This is a genomic window from Nocardia sp. NPDC051833 (assembly GCF_040681225.1).
Classification (GTDB): domain Bacteria; phylum Actinomycetota; class Actinomycetes; order Mycobacteriales; family Mycobacteriaceae; genus Nocardia.
In genome coordinates this window covers 664,564-682,332 of sequence record NZ_JBFAYK010000002.1, presented here as the reverse complement: position 1 = coordinate 682,332, position 17,769 = coordinate 664,564, and the positions used below count along the sequence as shown (strand labels likewise).

15 protein-coding genes are annotated in these 17,769 nt (G+C 67.4%); 9 read left to right on the top strand and 6 right to left on the bottom strand.

Translation table 11 applies throughout. The features are described 5' to 3' along the window. Positions 1 to 72 precede the first annotated feature (72 nt). The 4 genes from atzF to AB0L91_RS21170 all read right to left on the bottom strand — a co-directional run bounded on the left by atzF (position 73) and on the right by AB0L91_RS21170 (position 7,675). The gene (gene atzF, locus AB0L91_RS21185) at positions 73 to 1,800 is read right to left on the bottom strand and encodes an allophanate hydrolase (RefSeq protein ID WP_365012323.1); all 1,728 of its coding nucleotides are present in this window, start codon (positions 1,798 to 1,800) and stop codon (positions 73 to 75) included. Further along, on the bottom strand, positions 1,797 to 5,417 hold the full coding sequence (uca, locus tag AB0L91_RS21180; RefSeq protein ID WP_365012320.1) for an urea carboxylase: 3,621 nt from the start codon (positions 5,415 to 5,417) through the stop codon (positions 1,797 to 1,799). The genes atzF and uca overlap by 4 nt, the downstream gene beginning before the upstream one ends. A 9-nt stretch (positions 5,418 to 5,426) precedes the next feature. Continuing rightward, the gene (locus AB0L91_RS21175) at positions 5,427 to 6,131 is read right to left on the bottom strand and encodes a GntR family transcriptional regulator (RefSeq protein ID WP_357346695.1); all 705 of its coding nucleotides are present in this window, start codon (positions 6,129 to 6,131) and stop codon (positions 5,427 to 5,429) included. 464 nt (positions 6,132 to 6,595) lie between these two features. Further along, entirely contained in the window at positions 6,596 to 7,675 is a 1,080-nt protein-coding gene (locus AB0L91_RS21170) for a DUF1152 domain-containing protein (RefSeq protein WP_365012317.1), read from the bottom strand. 97 nt (positions 7,676 to 7,772) lie between these two features. Between AB0L91_RS21170 and AB0L91_RS21165 the strand changes: the two genes are divergently transcribed. From AB0L91_RS21165 to AB0L91_RS21150, 4 genes are all read left to right on the top strand, one after another. Next, on the top strand, positions 7,773 to 8,513 hold the full coding sequence (locus tag AB0L91_RS21165) for a GntR family transcriptional regulator (protein ID WP_365012314.1): 741 nt from the start codon (positions 7,773 to 7,775) through the stop codon (positions 8,511 to 8,513). Positions 8,514 to 8,643: 130 nt separating this feature from the next. Continuing rightward, complete coding sequence (locus AB0L91_RS21160) at positions 8,644 to 9,066, top strand: hypothetical protein (RefSeq protein ID WP_365012311.1); 423 nt, start codon at positions 8,644 to 8,646, stop codon at positions 9,064 to 9,066. Between the two features lie 12 nt (positions 9,067 to 9,078). Beyond that, the gene (locus AB0L91_RS21155; RefSeq protein ID WP_365012309.1) at positions 9,079 to 9,567 is read left to right on the top strand and encodes a DNA-directed RNA polymerase subunit beta; all 489 of its coding nucleotides are present in this window, start codon (positions 9,079 to 9,081) and stop codon (positions 9,565 to 9,567) included. Continuing rightward, complete coding sequence (locus AB0L91_RS21150) at positions 9,564 to 9,905, top strand: hypothetical protein (protein ID WP_365012306.1); 342 nt, start codon at positions 9,564 to 9,566, stop codon at positions 9,903 to 9,905. The genes AB0L91_RS21155 and AB0L91_RS21150 overlap by 4 nt, the downstream gene beginning before the upstream one ends. 82 nt (positions 9,906 to 9,987) lie before the next feature. Here AB0L91_RS21150 and AB0L91_RS21145 read toward each other — a convergent pair whose 3' ends face one another. Next, positions 9,988 to 10,110 carry a hypothetical protein gene (locus AB0L91_RS21145; protein WP_357346701.1) on the bottom strand — a complete coding sequence of 41 codons (123 nt, stop codon included), beginning with the start codon at positions 10,108 to 10,110 and terminating at the stop codon, positions 9,988 to 9,990. 100 nt (positions 10,111 to 10,210) lie between these two features. Continuing rightward, entirely contained in the window at positions 10,211 to 10,900 is a 690-nt protein-coding gene (locus AB0L91_RS21140) for a transporter (RefSeq protein ID WP_365013673.1), read from the bottom strand. Between the two features lie 456 nt (positions 10,901 to 11,356). Between AB0L91_RS21140 and AB0L91_RS21135 the strand changes: the two genes are divergently transcribed. The 5 genes from AB0L91_RS21135 (at position 11,357) to AB0L91_RS21115 (ending at position 17,741) form a co-directional block, all read left to right on the top strand. Further along, complete coding sequence (locus AB0L91_RS21135) at positions 11,357 to 12,229, top strand: phytanoyl-CoA dioxygenase family protein (RefSeq protein ID WP_365012304.1); 873 nt, start codon at positions 11,357 to 11,359, stop codon at positions 12,227 to 12,229. Positions 12,230 to 12,310: 81 nt separating this feature from the next. Continuing rightward, positions 12,311 to 13,468 carry a zinc-binding dehydrogenase gene (locus AB0L91_RS21130; protein WP_365012303.1) on the top strand — a complete coding sequence of 386 codons (1,158 nt, stop codon included), beginning with the start codon at positions 12,311 to 12,313 and terminating at the stop codon, positions 13,466 to 13,468. A gap of 121 nt (positions 13,469 to 13,589) precedes the next feature. Continuing rightward, complete coding sequence (locus AB0L91_RS21125) at positions 13,590 to 14,816, top strand: helix-turn-helix domain-containing protein (protein ID WP_365012301.1); 1,227 nt, start codon at positions 13,590 to 13,592, stop codon at positions 14,814 to 14,816. Positions 14,817 to 15,220: 404 nt separating this feature from the next. Beyond that, on the top strand, positions 15,221 to 16,777 hold the full coding sequence (locus tag AB0L91_RS21120; protein WP_365012298.1) for an NAD(P)/FAD-dependent oxidoreductase: 1,557 nt from the start codon (positions 15,221 to 15,223) through the stop codon (positions 16,775 to 16,777). Then, positions 16,770 to 17,741 carry an alpha/beta hydrolase gene (locus tag AB0L91_RS21115; protein ID WP_357346706.1) on the top strand — a complete coding sequence of 324 codons (972 nt, stop codon included), beginning with the start codon at positions 16,770 to 16,772 and terminating at the stop codon, positions 17,739 to 17,741. Before AB0L91_RS21120 ends, AB0L91_RS21115 begins: the two co-directional genes overlap by 8 nt. Positions 17,742 to 17,769: the final 28 nt, after the last annotated feature.

The following is a 17,769-nucleotide window of genomic DNA, read 5'->3' as shown; positions in this document are numbered from 1 at the left end:
GGAGATGGGTTCGATGCTCGACCTCCGAGGACGTCGCGGCGGCAGGCGGCTGTGCGTGAGCCTGGCTGTCCGCTACCTAGCGTTCAGGTACGTCACCCAGCCTCCGTACTCGGTGATGTCGGTTGCGGTGCTCGTCGCGTCGTGGGTGGCGGTGAATCCGACGACCGCGCGGCCGTCGGCGAGCTCGATACGGGTCAAGGCCATCGGCGCGGGTAGTCCCGCGAGGAAACTGCCCAACGCCGCCTCGGACAACCGGAACAACTCGCCGACGATCGGGGCTCCCGCGCCGGGGGCCGTGCGGACGAGTCCTGGCTTGAGCGGTGTGGTGTCCAGTGCGGTCAGCCGATAGGCGTCGGTCGTCTGGATGCTTCCGACGAAACGGGCGCCGAGGTCGTCGAGCTGCCAGTTCAGCGGTTGGCCACGCAGGTGGGCGCCGAACACCGCCAGATCGACCCCGCGGTCCACCAGAAGTGGTGTCGCGGCGGCCCCTTCGAGCCGGGCGGCGATGTCGACGGCGACCTGATCGGCGAACGCGGGGACAACGAGCATGACCCCGAACGGCTCGCCGGTGGCCGTCGGTTCCCCCGGTACCGCGACCGCGGCCATGTCGAGCAGGTTGCAGAAGTTGGTGTAGGTGCCCAGCCGCTGGTTGATCGTGACCGGCTCGGCGGCCACGGCGTCGATGCTCGGGTGTTCGGTGGTGGTCGGCAGCAACAGGGCGTCGAAGGATCCGACCAGCGCGAGCGCGTCGGCGCGCGCCCGGGCCAAGGCGTCGAGGTCGGCGGCGAAAGCCGGGCCGGTAGTCGCCGCGGCGGCGGTGATGATGGCGGCCACGGTCGGATCGGCACCGGCGGGACGGGTCTCGAGGAACGCGCCGACCGCGGCGTATCGTTCGGCGACGATCGCGCCACCGTAGAGCAGCCGCGCGGCCTCGAGCAGGCCGCTGATGTCGATCGGCTCGATCTTGACCCCGGCGGCCGTGGCCGCGGCGACGGTGCGATCGAAGGCGTCACGATATCTCGACGACAGCGCCGTGAGGTTCGCTTCGTCCGGCACCGCGAGCCGGGGTTCACGCGGCGCGGCCAAGCGGACGTCGGCGGGCCAGGTGCGGCTACGGGGGTCGCGGGGCTCCGGACCCGCCATGATCGCCGCCGCGCGGGTGGCGAGATCGACGGTGCCCGCGAAGACGGTGACGGCGTCGTAGTCGGCGCAGGCGGGGACCACACCGTCGGTGGGGATGATGCCGAGACTGGCCTTGATGCCGACGATGCCGTGCAGCGCGGCCGGGACGCGGCCCGAACCGGCGGTGTCGGTACCGATTCCGAGATCGGCGATGCCGAGGGCAACCGCAGCGGCCGAACCCGAGCTCGAGCCACCGGCGATCAGCGCGGGGTGGTGCGCGTTGCGGACCGCACCGTACGGACTGCGGGTGCCGACCAGGCCGGTGGCGAACTGGTCGAGATTCGTCTTGCCCAGGATGACCGCGCCCGCGTCGATCAGACGCTGGACCGAGGTGGCGGTGTCGGTCGGGGTGTAGGCGAATTCTGGACATCCGGCGGTGGTGGGGATCCCGGTGACGTCGATGTTGTCCTTGACGGCGACGAGCAGACCGGCCAGCGGCAATACTTCACCCGCGGCGAGACGCTGTTCGATCACCGCGGCCTCGGCGGTCACCTCGGCCTGCGCACGCACGGTGATCCAGACCTCGGGCCGGTCGACCTCGGCGATACGCGCGTAGGCGGCGGCGACCCGAGCGGTCGGTGCCTGCCCGGCGTCGGACTGGGGCGCAAGGGTGTTCATTCTTCGTCGGCTCCGATCACAGCGAGAGGGGTTCCTGGTTCTACTTTGGCTCCGGGTTCGGCGAACACCCGCAGCACGGTGCCGGTGACCGGGCTCGTCACGGGCAGCTCGAGTTTCATCGCCTCCAGCACGGCCACCTGCTCGCCGGCGCGGAGCCGGGCACCGGGGGTGATGTCGATGCGCCACACATTGCCGACCATCGGGGCGGTCACCAGGGTGGCGCCGGTCGGCAGGCCGGCGAGCGGGTCGGTGGGCTGTTCGGGTTCGGCGTCGGCGACGATCGTGCGGTCGAACTCGCCGGCGGCGTGCCACGCCTGCTTCTCGGCATCGAAGGCCGCGGCTTGTCTCGCCTCGAACGCGGCGATGTCGTCGGCGTTGTCGCGCAACAGGTTCAGATAGTCGGCCAGTGCGAAGGTGCCGTCGCTGATCTCGGCGTCGAACCGGCCCGCCCTGGCGGCGGCACGATAGTCGAGGAGCTGCTCGGCGGTGACGGGCTCCCACACGATGCGGTCGAAGAACCGGAACAGCCACGGCGTGCCGTCCTCGAACGGCGGAGTCTGCCGGTAGCTCGACCAGATCGGGATCGTGCGGCCGATCAGCTGATAGCCACCGGGGGACTCCATGCCGTACACGCACAGGTACTTGCCACCGATGCCGACCGCGTCGGACGGGGTCCAGGTGCGGGCCGGGTTGTACTTGGTGGTGACCAGCCGGTGCCGCGGATCCAGTGGAACCGCCAGCGGTGCACCGAGATACACATCGCCTAGGCCGAGCACGAGGTATTCGGCGTCGAAGACGGTCCGGCGGACCTCGTCGACGCTGTCGAGTCCGTTGATGCGCCGGATGAACTCGGTGTTCGACGGCAGCCAGGGCGCGGTGTCGCGAATCCCGTTGCGATAGCGATCGATCGCGGTGGCGATCGATGGGTCGTCGAACGACAGCGGCAACCGGATGGTCCGGCTGGGCACTTCCAGGTCCGCGGTCGCGGGCAGCTCGAGTTCCAGCTCGGCGAGCAACCCGATCAGCCGGTGCTGGGGCAGCGTGTCGGGATCGATGTGGATGTGCAGCGACCGCACACCCGGAGTGACGTCGATGATCCCTGCCGGGGCCGCCGCGGCCAGCGCCTGCGCGAGGGCGTGGACGCGCATCCGCAGACCCAGGTCGAGTTCCATGGCGCCGTACTCGACGAGGACGTTGTCGTCGCCGCCGCGCAGATACACCACGTCGGGCCGATCGAGGGTGCCCGGTGCACGATGAAGAACGCCTCGATCATGCAGCGGCGCAGCCTGTTCGCCGACCACGCCGGTGGCGCGGACGACGGGGGAGTTCCGCAGGGCGGTGGCGGTCGCGTCGCCGACGGGGACGAAGCGCAGGGTGTCGCCGGGTCGCAGCTGACCGAGCTGCCAGCGGTGGGCGGAGACGACGGTGAGCGGACAGGCGAACCCGCCCAGGCTCGGTCCGTCGGGGCCGAGCAGGATCGGGGTGTCCCCGGAGACATTGAGCGCGCCGACGCTGTAGGGGTTGTCGTGCAGGTTCGACGGATGCAATCCGGCGTCGCCGCCGTCGGTGCGCGACCATTGCGGCTTCGGTCCCTCGAGCCGGATCCCGGTGCGGTTGGCGTGGCTGCTCACCGTCCAGCGGGCGTCGTAGAACTGTGCCATGTCGGCGTCGGTGAAGTACGCGGGCGCTGTCTGCGGACCCTCACCCACCGCCAAGGTCCAGTCGTGGGTGAACACCGGCCGGTGCTCGACCGGCACCGCGGCCGGGGTGTCGGGCCGGTCCGCGTCGACGGCCGCGACGCCGAGGACGTCACCGTCGGCGACGGCCTTGCCGGTCACGCCGCCGAACCCGCCGAGCGCGAAAGTCGCCGCGCTGCCGTGGTAGAGCGGTGCGTCGATGCCACCGCGCACGGCGAGATAGGTGCGCAGTCCCGCGTCGGTGGGCGAGCCGATGTCCAGCGTCGCGCCCGCGGCGACGGCGACCGGTTCCCACATCGGGACAGGGTCTCCGTCGACGGTCACCACGGTGGGCGCTCCGGTGACACAGATCAGCGTGGGCCCGGCGAATCGCAGGCGTGGTCCCTGCAGCGTGTTCTCGAGCGCGGGCACGCCGGGCTTGTTGCCGACCGCGATATTGGCGAGGGTGAACGACAGGTCGTCCATCGGTCCCGACGGCGGAATCCCCACCTCCCACAAGCCGATCCGGCCCGGGTGGTCCTGCACGGTCGTCATGGTTCCCGCCCGCACCACGTCGATGCGGCGGCTCGCCCACGCCAGATCGGCCAGACTGCTCGTCACATGCTCGGCCGCTCGCACGAGCGGCGCGGTCGCCGCGGCCCGCAACTGGGGCAGATTGGTCTGCACGCCGTAGACCCGCGTCTGCCCGAGCGCCGTGGCGAGCCGCTCGAAGGCCTGCGCGCGGGTGTCGCCGTGGGCGATGACCTTGGCGAGCAGCGGATCATAGAAGGAACTGACCTCGGTGCCCGTCGCGATCCACGTGTCGACTCTGGCCTCGTCGGGAAACTGTGCCCGCGTGACCGTTCCGGCGCTGGGCCGGTAGTCGTTGCCGGGATCTTCGGCGTAGACGCGGGCTTCGACCGCGGCACCGGTGATCGCGGGTCCGTGGTCGGGCAGGCCGTCGAGCATGCCGGTGTCGCCACCGGCCAGGCGCAGCATCCACGCCACCAGATCGACGCCGGTCACCGCCTCGGTCACCGGATGTTCGACCTGCAGGCGCGTATTCACCTCCAGGAACGACGCCGTCTCGCGTTCGGTGTCGTAGACGTACTCGACCGTGCCCGCCGAGCGATAGCCGACCGAGCTCGCCAACGCCCGCGAGGTCCCGAGCAGTTCCGCGGTGACCTCGGCGGGCAGTCCCGGTGCCGGCGCTTCCTCGATGACCTTCTGGTTCCGGCGTTGCAGTGAGCAGTCCCGGGTCCCCAGGCTGACGACCCGGCCCGCACCGTCACCGAACAGCTGGACCTCGATGTGGCGGGCCCTGGTGACGAACCGCTCCAGGAACACCCCGGCGGAGGAGAAGTTGGCCACTGCGAGCCTGCGCACCCGCTCGAACGCAGCGCGGACTTCGTCGGCGGTGAAGCATGCCTGCATGCCGATGCCACCGCCACCGCCGACCGCCTTGAGCATCACCGGGTAACCGATGCGCTCGGCCTCGGCGATCGCGTGGTCGACCGAGTCCAGCACGCCGCTGCCGGGAACCAGCGGAACGCCCGCCGCGCGGGCGGCTTCGCGCGCCGTGTGTTTGTCGCCGAAGATCCGCAGCTGCTGTGGTGTCGGGCCGACGAACGCGATGCCCGCCTCGGCGGCCGCGGTCGCGAATTCCGCGTTCTCGGAGAGGAATCCGTAACCCGGATGGATCGCGCCCGCTCCGGCTGCCAGCGCGGCCTCGATGACCAGATCGCTGCGCAGGTACGACTGTGCGGCAGGACCCGGTCCGAGCCGGATCGCGGTGTCGGCCATCCGGACATGCGCGGCTCCGAGATCGGCATCGGAGTACACCGCCACCGTCTTCAGGCCGAGGCCGGCCGCGCTGCGCATGACGCGGCAGGCGATCTCCCCGCGGTTGGCCACCAGCAGGGTGTCGAAATTCAGACTCACCGCAAACTCCTACTCGGCCGCCAGGGTCATCGCGACGACGGCGCGAGTGACCCGGTCGACGACGACGTCCAACGATTCGCCGATGTGTCGGCGCAACAGCTCGTACGCGTGGGGAAGGTCCTCTGCCAGAACGGCATCGAGAATGGCGAGGTGCTCGGCGATGGTCACCTCGACCCGGTTGTTGACCATGAAGTCGTACATCCGCACGTGGCGGATCCGGGCGTTCACCGCGGTCAGCGCCGACACCAGTTCGGGATTGCCCGACGCGGTCAGCAACGCCACGTGGAAGCTCTCGTCGACGACGACGAAACCCGGTTCCTGCGCGGGCGGGTCGGCCTGGAGGTCCAGCCAGCGCTGCCGTTCGTGCTCGAGCAGTTCCCGGTCGTGGCGGACCTCGGGGTTGGTGATGGCGCGCGTGATTCCGCCGAGCTCCAGGGTGATCCGAAGCTCGTAGAGGTCACGGATGCCGGTGATGCTGGGCCGCACCGGGCTGTATCCGACCTCGTCGCGCTGCAACAGTCCGTCGGCGCACAACTTGGCCAATGCTTCCCGCGCCGGTGTGCGTGAGATCCCGAATCTGGCCGACACCTTCGGCTCGGTCAGGCGTTCCCCGAACCGGATCTGCCCGTTCATGATCTCGTCGCGGAGCGCGGAATACACCACGTCGCGCAGACTTCCCGGCGCCGGGCCCAGCGTATTCAGTGTGGTCGACATGCCTGTATACGCTATTGACGTGCTGTTTCTCTGAAGTCGCGGAAGGTAACCGCAGCGTTAGGAACTCCTCACCGCCCGAATTCGCCGCGACTGTCCCAAGCGTGAATCAATCGAGAATCCCTTCGGCCGGCCGCGTTGTCTCGCCACACCCTGCCCCGTGGCAACGCTTCGAGGGCGGCAGAACTGTTAGCTGGGTCGAACGTGTTCGCCTAAACCTGACCAGGCTGACTCCCATGAACAGCGCGAGCCGGATGGACCGCGGCCGCCGCATTGGGCGCCAGCACGGATCGCCTCCGCGACACCGAAACCACGACCGCGCCGCGCGACCGTCAATAAGCACATATCACTTGGCGGTGACCGGTGCGTTCAACCGGATCACAGCGGGCTGACCCCGGCGCTGTTCTTGCCCGATCCAGCTGAGTGGCATCGGCCGTCTCCGCCACGCGCCAGCGCGTTGGCCTGAACTAGGGCGAGGTCAGATACAGGGGCGGCAGGAAGTTGTTCGGGCGCCGCCGTAGAAGCTCCTTGCGCAAGGTATCGGCACCGGATGGGCTTGTCGCATCAGTGAGTTCGAGAACGCGACGGATGGTCAGGGCGTCGGTCCCGCGTGCTGCTGCGTCCTGAACGTATCGGTCGAGGGCACCGATATCGTCGAGGCCCGTGGTGCGTGGCTGGCGCCGCGCAACGAGCCGCTGTCGCTCGATGTCGATGTCGCTGATGCCCCGTCGCACGCGGACAAGATGTTCGGCATGGTCGAGGGTTCTGGATGTGGCCAGGTCCGCGGCGATCGAGTCGCCGGCCAGGCGGTCCGCGTCGACGCGAAAGACCGTGGTGCACCGGTCGTCGACGACGATCGAGGTTTCGCGTTGAGACTCGACACGTCCGCGCCAGCCGTTCGCGGCGACTGCGAGCAGGGCATTCGCCTCGGATGGGTGCCATTGCCATACACCGTCCAGCTGAGTGGTGTGCTGCGGCTGTAGATCGATGAGGGGAGTGGCCTCGAGTCGAGCAAGCCGACCCTCGAGTTCGTCGACGGTGAGCTCGCCGTCGAGGCCCAACCCAGTGACGAGGACGTCGGTCGGTATTCCAGTCTTGACGGCTGCTGCCAAAGCGAGCGAGTCGGCGAGAGGGCTGCGCAGCCCGGGCTCGTGGCCGGCTGCCAGGATATCGCCTCCGACATCGACCACCAGAAGTATGTCTGCGTCGAAAACCTGTGCCGCCCGCACCAGCTGACGGCTCAGTCCTCGGGCTCCCTTCGTCGGATCGGCCAGCAGCATCGGCAAATTCGTGTGGCAGGCGACCCGGGGGAGAGTGGACAGCCCGCCGGTGTTCAGGCTGGCGTTCGGTCCGACCTCGAAGAGGTCGGATCCACGGTCGACCAGACCGTCGAAGTCGGCGGCGCTGCGCGGACCGGGCGAAGGGTCCATGAGAAGCCGATCCCATGACCAGCTCATGATTGCCGAGACAGTGATCTGATCGGCGAGTGCGTGCCCCAGGACGGCGGCGGAGATGGCATCTCCACCGCCACCTGCGGCGAAGGCCACTGCGTTCCTCATGAGTCTGCCTGCTGTCGTCGAGCGAAAAAGTGGCTAATGTGGCTAGTGGCCTAGGGTACTAGGCCGCCCACGAGAGGAAGTTGCAGTGCCGAAAGTCGAGCAGGTCGCAGCGCCATACAAGCAGATCGCCGGCGCTCTGCGCGACGAGATCGTCCGGGGCGATCTGCGCCCCGGCGACAAACTTCCCTCGGAGCGGGAACTGGCCAGACGCTGGGGTGTCTCCCGCCCGACGGCATCCAGCGCAGTGGCGGTCCTTCGTGCGCAAGGCCTCGTCGAATCTCGCGTTGGGTCGGGCACGATCGTGCGTGACGTCGCGGCGGCGCCACGTGCTCGCGAGCGGTATGAGCGTGCGGCCGCGCTGGGCACGATGTACAGCGACGCGGAGAGTGTCAGCTTTCCGAGCGTCGGTATCGTCGACGCGCCAGCGGATGTCGCGCGCTCGCTCGGAATCGACCCGGACTCTCAGGTCGTCCGGCGGTGCCGACTCATCACCAACGACCGTCCGATCGAGTTCTCTACAAGCTGGTTCGCTGCCGATCTCGCCGAGTCGGCCCCGGCCTTGCTGACCCCGGAGCGAATCCGGGGCGGGACGCTTCGGTATCTGGCTGAAACGGTCGGGCTGCGTGCGTCATTCGCCCGCGATCAGGTCAGCGCCCGCATCGCCACGGAAGCCGAGGCGGACTATCTCCGGCTCGACCACGGATCGGCCGTCCTGGTCTATTGGCTCGTCGCCTATGGCCCGGGTGAAGTTCCGCTGCAGGTCGACGAGGCTGTCTACCCGCAGTCGACGTGGACGTTCCGCCAGGAGTATCCGATCACCCTCTGATCTCGCTCTCCGGAAATTTTCCAATCATCGGCAAAGTGGCCTATGCCACTAGCCGATGAAGTGGCATAGTCCACTCAGGGGCGCCGACCGTGTGCCTCATGAAGCCACATCGCGGAGGGGACGGGCCGAGATGACCGTCGAGATGGACTGCAAGGGGATTCGGACCGACAGATCGACGGTGTGCGCGGTCGTCGTCGGTGCGGGGCAGTGGAGTTGTCCGCCGCTTCGCGGTCGAATCTTCACCGCCGATCAGGCGCTGGCGTTGGTCGTCCTCGCCGACACGATCAGCGAGGTATTGCCACTTCCCGCAGCTGATCCGAGGTGGCGTGAGCTCGAAGCGTTGGTGCGGCCGATCGGGCTGACTCTCAATGAGACGGTCCGAATGCTGGAGCTGTGCGATCCCGCCGAGATGCCCTGGATTCCGATCCGGACAGCGGCCGAGCCGGACCCATATCCGGTCTCGGTGGCCCGCCCATGGTCATTGGGTCGGGCACTGGCCGTGGCCAGAGGTTGGTCGCGCGCCGCCGGCTCGCCTGTCGCACTGGGTAGTTGAGGGAGCCAAGCCATGACGTCTGTATCTGCGGACACCCAGCAGTCCTCATCGGCGGCACCGGAAGAAGCCTTGCGAGCACACTGCGAGTTCTACCGCGCGCACGGGATCGATGCGCACGTCCAGGAGGACCTGCGGCGGCTCATTGTCGTCGCCAACAGTCGCCTGGCGGGAATGACGTTGCCCGCCGAACTAGCGACCAGGGTCCGCGATCACCTGCACGCCAAGCAGATCGGCCTCGGCCCGGTGATCTCGCACCCCCGTTCCAGGCGCTGGACCCTGCTGGTGACCGGCAACGCGCCGACCGACCGCGTCACTTGCGCACAGCTGTTCCGTCACCAGGTATCCCTGTCTCGCTCCGGAACACAGATCGCGCTCCCTGCGCCCACAGAGTGGCACGAGAATCTGCGGTACTGGGTTGAGCCGCCGACAGCGAAGCTGCCGTCCGGAGCCATAGTAACCCGGGCGATTCTGGATTGCGTCGCACCGGCGAGCAAGCAATGACCGCCCTCGTCGTCGCAGCCGCTCTCGCAGCCGTGATCGCCGTCCTTGTCGCACTGAACCTGTGGTGGTCGCGAGACGTGCAAGGAATCTCGGTGTCCGATGTACGCGCGGACCTCCCGCACCGCGCTCCCACGCGTCCGTTGTCCGCCGATCGTGCCCATGAACTCACCCAGAAGCACAAGCTGTGCTCCGCCGAGGACTGTGCCTGCAAACGTGCCGCGCTGCGGACACAGATCCGCGCGGGCCGGATGACGCCGGCGCACGCCCTCCACGAGCTGCTGTTCAACCGCTTCGGCGACGAGGAACCGGTCGACCGGCCACGGGGGCGTCTGCGGTGACTGCCCCGACGTCCTGCGCCCGTTGCCAACCGATCAACGCTCACTCAACTCGTCGTTGGCAAGGCCCCCGTTTTGCCGCGACTTACTGGCGCTGCAACTTCTGCCGGTGCGGGTGGTCCTGCCCGTTGCTGCCGGAGAGCTCGAGCAGGACGACTCCGGCCGCGGCGAGGTCGAGAACCATCTCGACCGACTCGTCCTCGGTCATTCGCAAGCGAATCCACCGCTTTCATGGGCGCCGCCGACCAGGTCCCTGAATCCACCCGCGCCCGCGAGGCCTACTTCCTCGACTACGCCGTGACTTCAGCTCAGTGGACCGGGGAGGTGCCGACGGGGTCGATGCCTGCGCCGACCCGGCTGTTGTGGGTAGCAAAGGCGGTGTAGGACCGGTAGACGACGAGCATCGCCAGGCCCCAGGTGAACAATGCGAGGGTGTAGAAGAGGGTGTGGTTGGCGTCGTCGCCGGGGATCCGCCAGAAGTCGTAGATCGCGGCGACGACCACGTTCAATGCGGTAACGGCAGCCACCGCCCCGGCGTGGGCGCGCTCGCCGATTTCCCAGAGCCTCCCTGCGAAGTAGCACAGGAAGCCGGACGTCGCGAGCGCGGTGATCAGGAGGAATGCCTTGCCGGGGGTACCGATCTCCCGGGCGTATTCGGAGAGGCAGAACCCGAGAACGGCGGCGAGGGCGAAGGCGCTCACCTCGACCCGGGTTGTGGGCTTGTAGCCGTGGGTGACGACCAGCAATCCGAGGACCAGGATCAGCGTGAACCCGATCGAGCGCGAGAATGCGTCGAGGAAGAAGGCGATGTGGAACATCGGGGAATCGGGACCCGCCATCGTCAAGCCGTAGATCAGGAAATTCGTCCCCGACATTCCCATGATGATCCATTCGAGGCCGATCAGATAGTTGTGATGTCCCCGAATGAATTTCACGCCGCAGATGAGTCCGATGGCGATCATCCAGATGTCCGCCGCTGCGAATAATGCCTCGCGCATCGTCGCGCCTCCTTGAGTGTGACCGTGATCTCGTGCGGCTTCCACAGTGGCTGGCTTGCGGGACGCCCGATACGCCGACGTGCAACCACATGTCGCGCCGACTGCGACACTCTGCACACCGTCCACCGGGCCCCTCGAGTCCGAGTCTCGGATTCGCCTCTTGCAGCGGCCCGGCGGCTGCGCAACACACGCGCCGCGTTGCGGCACCCCAGGCCGGCACCGGGTTGCGATCGGACAATCGGCGACAAGGTGTGCAGCGTGCACCAGTCCCCGGCGCATCCATGGGCACCGCGTCGTGGTGGACACACACCGCCGCAGGCAGAGTGGCATTACACCAGCGGCAACGAACCGCGGATATCCCAGGAACCCGCGTCTGAGACGGAGCTCTGTGGTGAACAACAACATCCGACCTGATAGCGCTGGGTGAGTCCATTCAGTCGAGACGAAGGTGAAACCATGGCATCAATGGCAGATGGCCAGTCACGGCTCGTGCGTAAGGTACCGCGGTCGACCGACGTGCATGAAATCTTGCAGATCGTGGCCGAGGACGGGGCGGTGATCATCAGCGAATTCTTGTCGGCCGATCAGGTCCGCCGGTTCAACGCCGAACTCGACCCCGCTCTGGGCGATGTTTCGGCGGGGTCGCAGCATCGGAACCCGATCATGCAGGAGTTTCACGGCGCCAACACCAAACGGATGACCGGACTGGTCGCGCAGAGTCCGACGTTTCGCCGGGAGATCCTCGATGATGATCTCCTGCATGCCCTGGGCGAGGGAACATTCCGCGATCATCTGGGGGACTGGTGGCTCTCGACCGGTCAGGTCATTCAGATCGGTCCCGGTAACCGGGCCCAGTTCCTGCATCGCGACAACGAGAACTATCCAGCCTTCGCCGCCATGGGCAGGAACGCACCCGAAGTGTGCGCCAATCTCCTTGTCGCGCTGACCGATTCCACCGACGCCAACGGCGCGACCCGAGTGCTGCCGGGGACTCATCTGGCCGACGATTTCGGTCTGCGCGGAGATCCCGCGGAAACTGTAGCAGCCGAGATGAGCGCAGGTGACGCCTTGTATTTCTCCGGAAAGGTGTTGCACGGGGGCGGCGCAAATCAGACCCACGACCAGTGCAGACGGGCAGTGAGCATCGCCGTCCAGGCGTCTTTTCTGACTCCGGAGGAGGCGCATGCGCTGCTGATCGACCGAGAAACGATCCGCGGACTGTCGGTGCGGGTGCAGAAACTACTCGGGTTTCGCTCGCAGTACCCCGTCGGATCGCCGGGCCTGTGGATGGCCGATGCCCACGAGATCGCTGATCGCCTGGGCCTCTGACAAGCCACGTTCGACGGGTCGCCACGGCAGTGCCCAGGTGGCGGCGCGCCCCCTACAGCTCAACGAATCAGGAACCACCGCATGCCTACTCGCGACACCACCACCTCCCAGCCGACTCCGATCCGCGCCGTCGTCCTCGACGACGGCGGCACGATCACGCTCAAGGACGTCGATCTGGCACCCCCGGGACCCGGCGAAGTGCAGGTCCGGATCGTCGCGGCCGGGGTCTGTCACTCCGACCTGCACGTCACCGCCGGTGCTTGGGAGGTGCCGCAGCCGGTTGTCCTGGGGCACGAAGGATCCGGGATCGTGACCGTGGTCGGTGAAGGGGTCGATGACCTCGAGATCGGCGACCATGTCGTGCTGTCGTGGGTGCCCGGCTGCGGGGACTGCCGCACATGCCGCGCTGGGCGACCCGCGCAGTGCGCACTGGTGGCCTCGATCGTCGCGCCCGGCGGGGTGCTCTACGACGGTACGACCCGCTTGTCGGACGCGACCGGCCGCATTCACCACTATCTCGGAGTGTCCTCGTTCGCCGAGGAAGTGGTGGTCCCGGTGTCCGGCGCCATCAAGATTCGCGACGATGCCCCACTCGAAGACGTCGCGATCATCGGCTGCGCCATCGCTACCGGTGTCGGTGCGGTCCGCAACACCGCGGCGGTCAGGCCGGAGTCCACGGTCGCCGTGATCGGTTGTGGTGGAGTCGGTCTGGCGTGCATCCAGGGCGCGAGACTCGCGGGAGCAACCCGCATCGTCGCGGTCGACGTAGTGGCCGACAAGCTCGAACTGGCCGTCACGCTGGGAGCGACCGACACCGTCGACGCCGCCGCGGTGCCCGACGTGGTCGCCGCGCTCCGGTCGGCCGTACCCGAGGGCTACGACTATGTGTTCGACGCGATCGGCAAGATCCGCACCACCGAGCAGGCGATCGCCGCACTCGGGCTCGGCGGCTCGGCGGTGATCGTCGGCCTTCCCGCTCAGGGCGAATACGCGACCTTCGATCCACTCGCGCTCGCCGAAGCCGACCAGCGCATCCTCGGCTGCAACTACGGCTCATCCATTCCCCACCGCGACATCCCGGAACTGGTGGACGAGATGATGGCGGGGCGTCTCGATCTGGCGTCGATGATCTCCGCCCGTAGGCCGTTGTCGGAAGCAGCCGACGCACTCGCCGACCTGGCCGCCGGCCACGCCCTGCGCCAACTCCTCCTCCCCGGCGGGGCCGCCGTCGGGGGCTGAGTGCTTCGAGCCCCACTCTGCGCCGTTGCCGATCACAGCCACGGCGGGAGGTAGTGAGGTCGTCGTGGCGGTTCTCGGAGAGTCGGATGCAATCGAGCCATCGATGGTGAACAGTGCACCCATGGAGGAACTGTGGCCGGTGCCAAGCGAGCGGACGTGCGCGTTGATGCGCGCCGTTGCCGAACGGATCCTGCCCACCACCGAGGACTTCGTCGACGAGGTGTTCGCCGCCTCCCAGCTCGGCACCCAGTACCAGTTCGTCGTCGACGATCCGGTGCTCGCTGCGGGGGACCGGCGAATGCACAAGGCCTACCTCATCCATTGGCTCACCGGGACCATCCACCATCCCGGTCGACGGGTACCAGTGTTCGAGGATCCCGAGACCCTGAGATTCGCCCGTGACCTCGTGCGGCGAGGTCTGGACACCAGCGACCTGGGATCGTGGCGTGCCGCCCAGTGGGTCGCGTGGCGCCGGTGGACCGACGAGTGTTTCGCCGCTACCAGTGATCACGAACTGCTGCGCGAGACCTTGCAGGTGTCGGGCTACTCGATCATCACCTTCGTCGATGACTCGATGGCAGCTCTGGCCGAATATGTCGAAGCCGAACGCACCGATCTCGCTCGCAGTGCCAACGCCGAACGGCACGCCACCGCGCAGCTGCTGGTCGAAGGCGCACCTATCAGCCGTGCGCGCGCTGAGGCGCGGTTGGGCTACGCCCTCACCGGCACCCATGTGGCAGCCATCGTCTGGGTGGACTCCAGCGAACGCTCCGAGGCGCTCGAGGCAGCAGCCGAGCATGTGATGCGGGCCTGCGGCGCCGGACGGCGTTTGACATTGGTGGCGAGCACGAATGCGCTCTGGTTGTGGATTCCCACCGATCAAGTCCCGCCGACCTCCGTGCTGCAACCGGAGCTGGAGGGATTGCCCGGGGTACGAGTGGCGGTGGGCCGGCCAGGACGGGACATCGAGGGCTTTCGCCGCACCCACCTGGATGCGGCCACCGCGCAGCGAGTCCTGGCACGGCTGGGTTCGGCCCGCCGGGTCGTCCGGTACGAGGACATCCAACTCGTCGCGGCCCTGTCCGCCGACATGACCCAAGCCGAACAGTTCGTCACCGATACGCTCGGCGAATTCGCGACCGCCGACACCCTGCTGCGGGAGACAGCCCTGGCCTACGTGCAAGAGCGTTTCAACGCCACCAGCACCGCCGAGCGACTGTTCACCCACCGCAACACCATCGAGCGCCGATTGGCGCGCGTCGATCGGATGTTGCCGATGCCGCTGGTCGAGAATGCGACCAGTGTGGTCGCGGCGCTGATGTATCTGCAGCTGCGCGATGACCGTTGACGGGTTACGCCCGGAGCTGAAAACGGTCGGCGTTGCGAGCCTTTCGAGTTCGGCCGGTGAAATCGTGAACTCGGTTGCCGGCTGCGATGCGCTGAATTCATGAAAGCCTGACGTGGATCCCGGCCCGGCGCTTCGGTGTGCCGGGGGACACGTCGTTGCACCCTCATCCATCACCGATGCGACACACCGCGCCACCGCCGCTCGGCTGGTTCTGCTGGGCCGTGTCCAACGACTCGGCGGTAGCTCATCCCGGGTTCCGTCCGGCGAGACCAACACGCACAGACCGACAGGTGTGCACTGTGCACCGGTCGAGGCCACAGGTGGGGCACGGCGCTGTATTCGGCGACATAGCGCCGAGGCGAGAGTGGGTTAACGCCTAACCAACGGAAAATGGGGTGAATGTGATGAACACGTCGATCGTCAACGAAGAGTTCGACATCGTGATCATCGGTGCCGGAATCTCGGGAATCGGCGCCGCCCGCTACGTCACGAAAGCATTCCCGACCAAGCGTGTCGTTGTGCTGGAAGGACGCGACAATATCGGTGGTACGTGGGATCTTTTCCGCTACCCCGGTATTCGATCTGATTCGGATCTGCACACCTTCGGCTTCGAATTCAAGCCGTGGAAGGACAGGGCCGCGATCGCGGACGCGCCACTCATTCGCGACTACCTGCGCGAAACCGTGCAGGAGAACGGCCTCGAGCAGCTGATCCGGTTCCGGCACCGAGTGACCTCGGCCGACTGGTCCACCACCGAGGCGGCCTGGACGCTGCGGGTCCGGATCGACAATGGCACCGACTCGGTCACCCACCAGCAGATCAAGGCGAACTGGGTCTTTGCTGCGACCGGCTACTACCGCTACGACGAAGGTTTCACTCCGCACTTCGAGGGACGCGACGACTTCGGCGGCGACATCCTCCATCCCCAGCACTGGCCCGAGGACTACGACTACGCCGGCAAGAAGGTGGTGGTGATCGGTAGCGGCGCCACCGCGATCACGCTCGTTCCGTCGATGGCCACGGGCCCGGGCGCGGCCGAGCACGTGACCATGCTGCAGCGCACCCCGACGTATGTGATGTCGATGCCCCGGGTGGATTCGCTGGCGCTGGCACTGACCAAGCTGTTCGGGGAACAGCGCGGATACGCACTGACACGGTTCAAGAACATCTGGCTCGACCGCGGGGTCGTGAAGGGCCTGCGCATGTTCCCCAGGGCCGGGCGTGCGCTGATCCGCCGGGTCAACAAGCGCCTGCTGCCACAGGGTTTCGACGTCGACACCCATTTCAACCCGCCCTACGATCCGTGGGACCAGCGGCTGTGCCTGGCACCCGACGGCGACTTCTTCGCATCGATCCGCAACGGCGTCGCCTCGGTCGTTACCGACAAGATCGAGCGATTCACCCCGGATGGCATCTTGCTCGAATCCGGTCGCGAGCTGCCCGCCGACGTCATCGTCACCGCGACCGGCCTGAACCTGCAGCTGTTCGGGGGCATGGACCTGCGAGTCGACGGCACTCCGGTCGACCTCGCCGAAACGATCGCCTACCGCGGAATGCTGCTCTCCGGCGTGCCGAACTGGGCGATCGCGGTCGGATACACGACATCGTCGTGGACGCTGAAGATCAGCCTCTTGTGTCGCTACTTCTGTGACCTGCTCGCGCACATGGACAGCCACGGCTACGACACCGCGATCGCGGTCGCCGAGCTCGGCATGCAGACCAAGCCCGTGCTCGACATCAGCGCCGGGTACGTACTGCGTTCCCAGCACACCGTGCCCCGGCAAGGAACCGAACTGCCCTGGCGGATGGGACTGTCCTACCCCGAAGACGCCAAACTGCTGCGGGGCGCGCTGTTCGACGACAGCCTGCACCTCAGCGCCAGTACCGACCAGCCCTTCGCCGGCGGCTCATCCACTCGCGGGGAACTGGCCGGAGCCGCACAGGAATCCGGCAATGTCTGAGCGGCCCGAGGCGAGCACGGACCAGTTCACACTTCTGCCCAACGGCATCCGGGTCTGCTATCGCGTCGACGGTCGGCCGGGTCGACCCGCGGTCCTGCTCATCGGTGGCCTCGGTGAAGACCTGACCATGTGGTCCCAGCACTTCGTGACCGCGCTCGTTTCCCGCGGTTTCCTCGTCATCCGGGTGGACAATCGGGACAGCGGTCGGTCGACCTTCGTCTCCGATCCCGCCCCGGGGGTCCTCCGGCTGGTCTCGTCGCGCCCACGATCGGATGCCTACACCCTCACCGACTGCGCCACCGATTGCGCGTACCTGATCGAGCACCTCGGCATCGGTCCCGTTCATCTGGTCGGGCGATCGATGGGCGGCATGATCGCGCAGCAGGTCGCCGCCGAATTCCCCACGTACGCAGCATCATTGATTTCGGTCTACTCAACGACGGGCCACCCTGCGGTCGGGCGAGCATCGATGAAGACGACCTTCATCCTCGCCACGCAGTCGCCGCGGACGAAACCGCAGGCGATCAAAGCGCACCTGCGCCTGACCGCCAACTTGGCGGGTGCCGGGTACCCCATCGATGAACTCGCCGAGGCCGAGCACGCAGCCGTCCAATGGGACAGAACAGCCGGTGACGGCCCCGCCGGAATGCAACGCCAGCTACAAGCCATCCTGGCGTCCGGCGACCGCACCGCCGAGCTGCGCACGATTCGCGTACCCACACTCGTCGTCAACGGCGAACGGGACCCCCTCGTCGACCCCTCGGGGGGCGAGGCGACCGCGGCCGCCATTCCCGACTCCCGCCACCTCGTCATCGCGGGGATGGGCCACCACATCCCGGACTCGCTGGCCGACGTGATCGTCGAACACATCGCCGCGCATGTCGACAAGCACTGCACCACCACGAAGCCCAGACAGCGTCGCCGACGCACCACTGCCACAGGGCGATCCGGAGGAACGCGATGAACAAGACCACCGACACCCGCGCCGGCCT

Coding starts and splice junctions, on each gene's coding strand:
- AB0L91_RS21145 (WP_357346701.1), bottom strand. CDS start 10,110: ATGACCGAGGACGAGTCGGTCGAGATGGTTCTCGACCTCGCCGCGGCC.
- AB0L91_RS21120 (WP_365012298.1), top strand. CDS start 15,221: ATGAACACGTCGATCGTCAACGAAGAGTTCGACATCGTGATCATCGGT.
- atzF (WP_365012323.1), bottom strand. CDS start 1,800: ATGAACACCCTTGCGCCCCAGTCCGACGCCGGGCAGGCACCGACCGCT.
- AB0L91_RS21130 (WP_365012303.1), top strand. CDS start 12,311: ATGCCTACTCGCGACACCACCACCTCCCAGCCGACTCCGATCCGCGCC.
- AB0L91_RS21135 (WP_365012304.1), top strand. CDS start 11,357: ATGGCATCAATGGCAGATGGCCAGTCACGGCTCGTGCGTAAGGTACCG.
- AB0L91_RS21160 (WP_365012311.1), top strand. CDS start 8,644: ATGACCGTCGAGATGGACTGCAAGGGGATTCGGACCGACAGATCGACG.
- AB0L91_RS21115 (WP_357346706.1), top strand. CDS start 16,770: ATGTCTGAGCGGCCCGAGGCGAGCACGGACCAGTTCACACTTCTGCCC.
- AB0L91_RS21150 (WP_365012306.1), top strand. CDS start 9,564: ATGACCGCCCTCGTCGTCGCAGCCGCTCTCGCAGCCGTGATCGCCGTC.
- AB0L91_RS21175 (WP_357346695.1), bottom strand. CDS start 6,131: ATGTCGACCACACTGAATACGCTGGGCCCGGCGCCGGGAAGTCTGCGC.
- AB0L91_RS21140 (WP_365013673.1), bottom strand. CDS start 10,900: ATGCGCGAGGCATTATTCGCAGCGGCGGACATCTGGATGATCGCCATC.
- AB0L91_RS21125 (WP_365012301.1), top strand. CDS start 13,590: ATGGAGGAACTGTGGCCGGTGCCAAGCGAGCGGACGTGCGCGTTGATG.
- AB0L91_RS21155 (WP_365012309.1), top strand. CDS start 9,079: ATGACGTCTGTATCTGCGGACACCCAGCAGTCCTCATCGGCGGCACCG.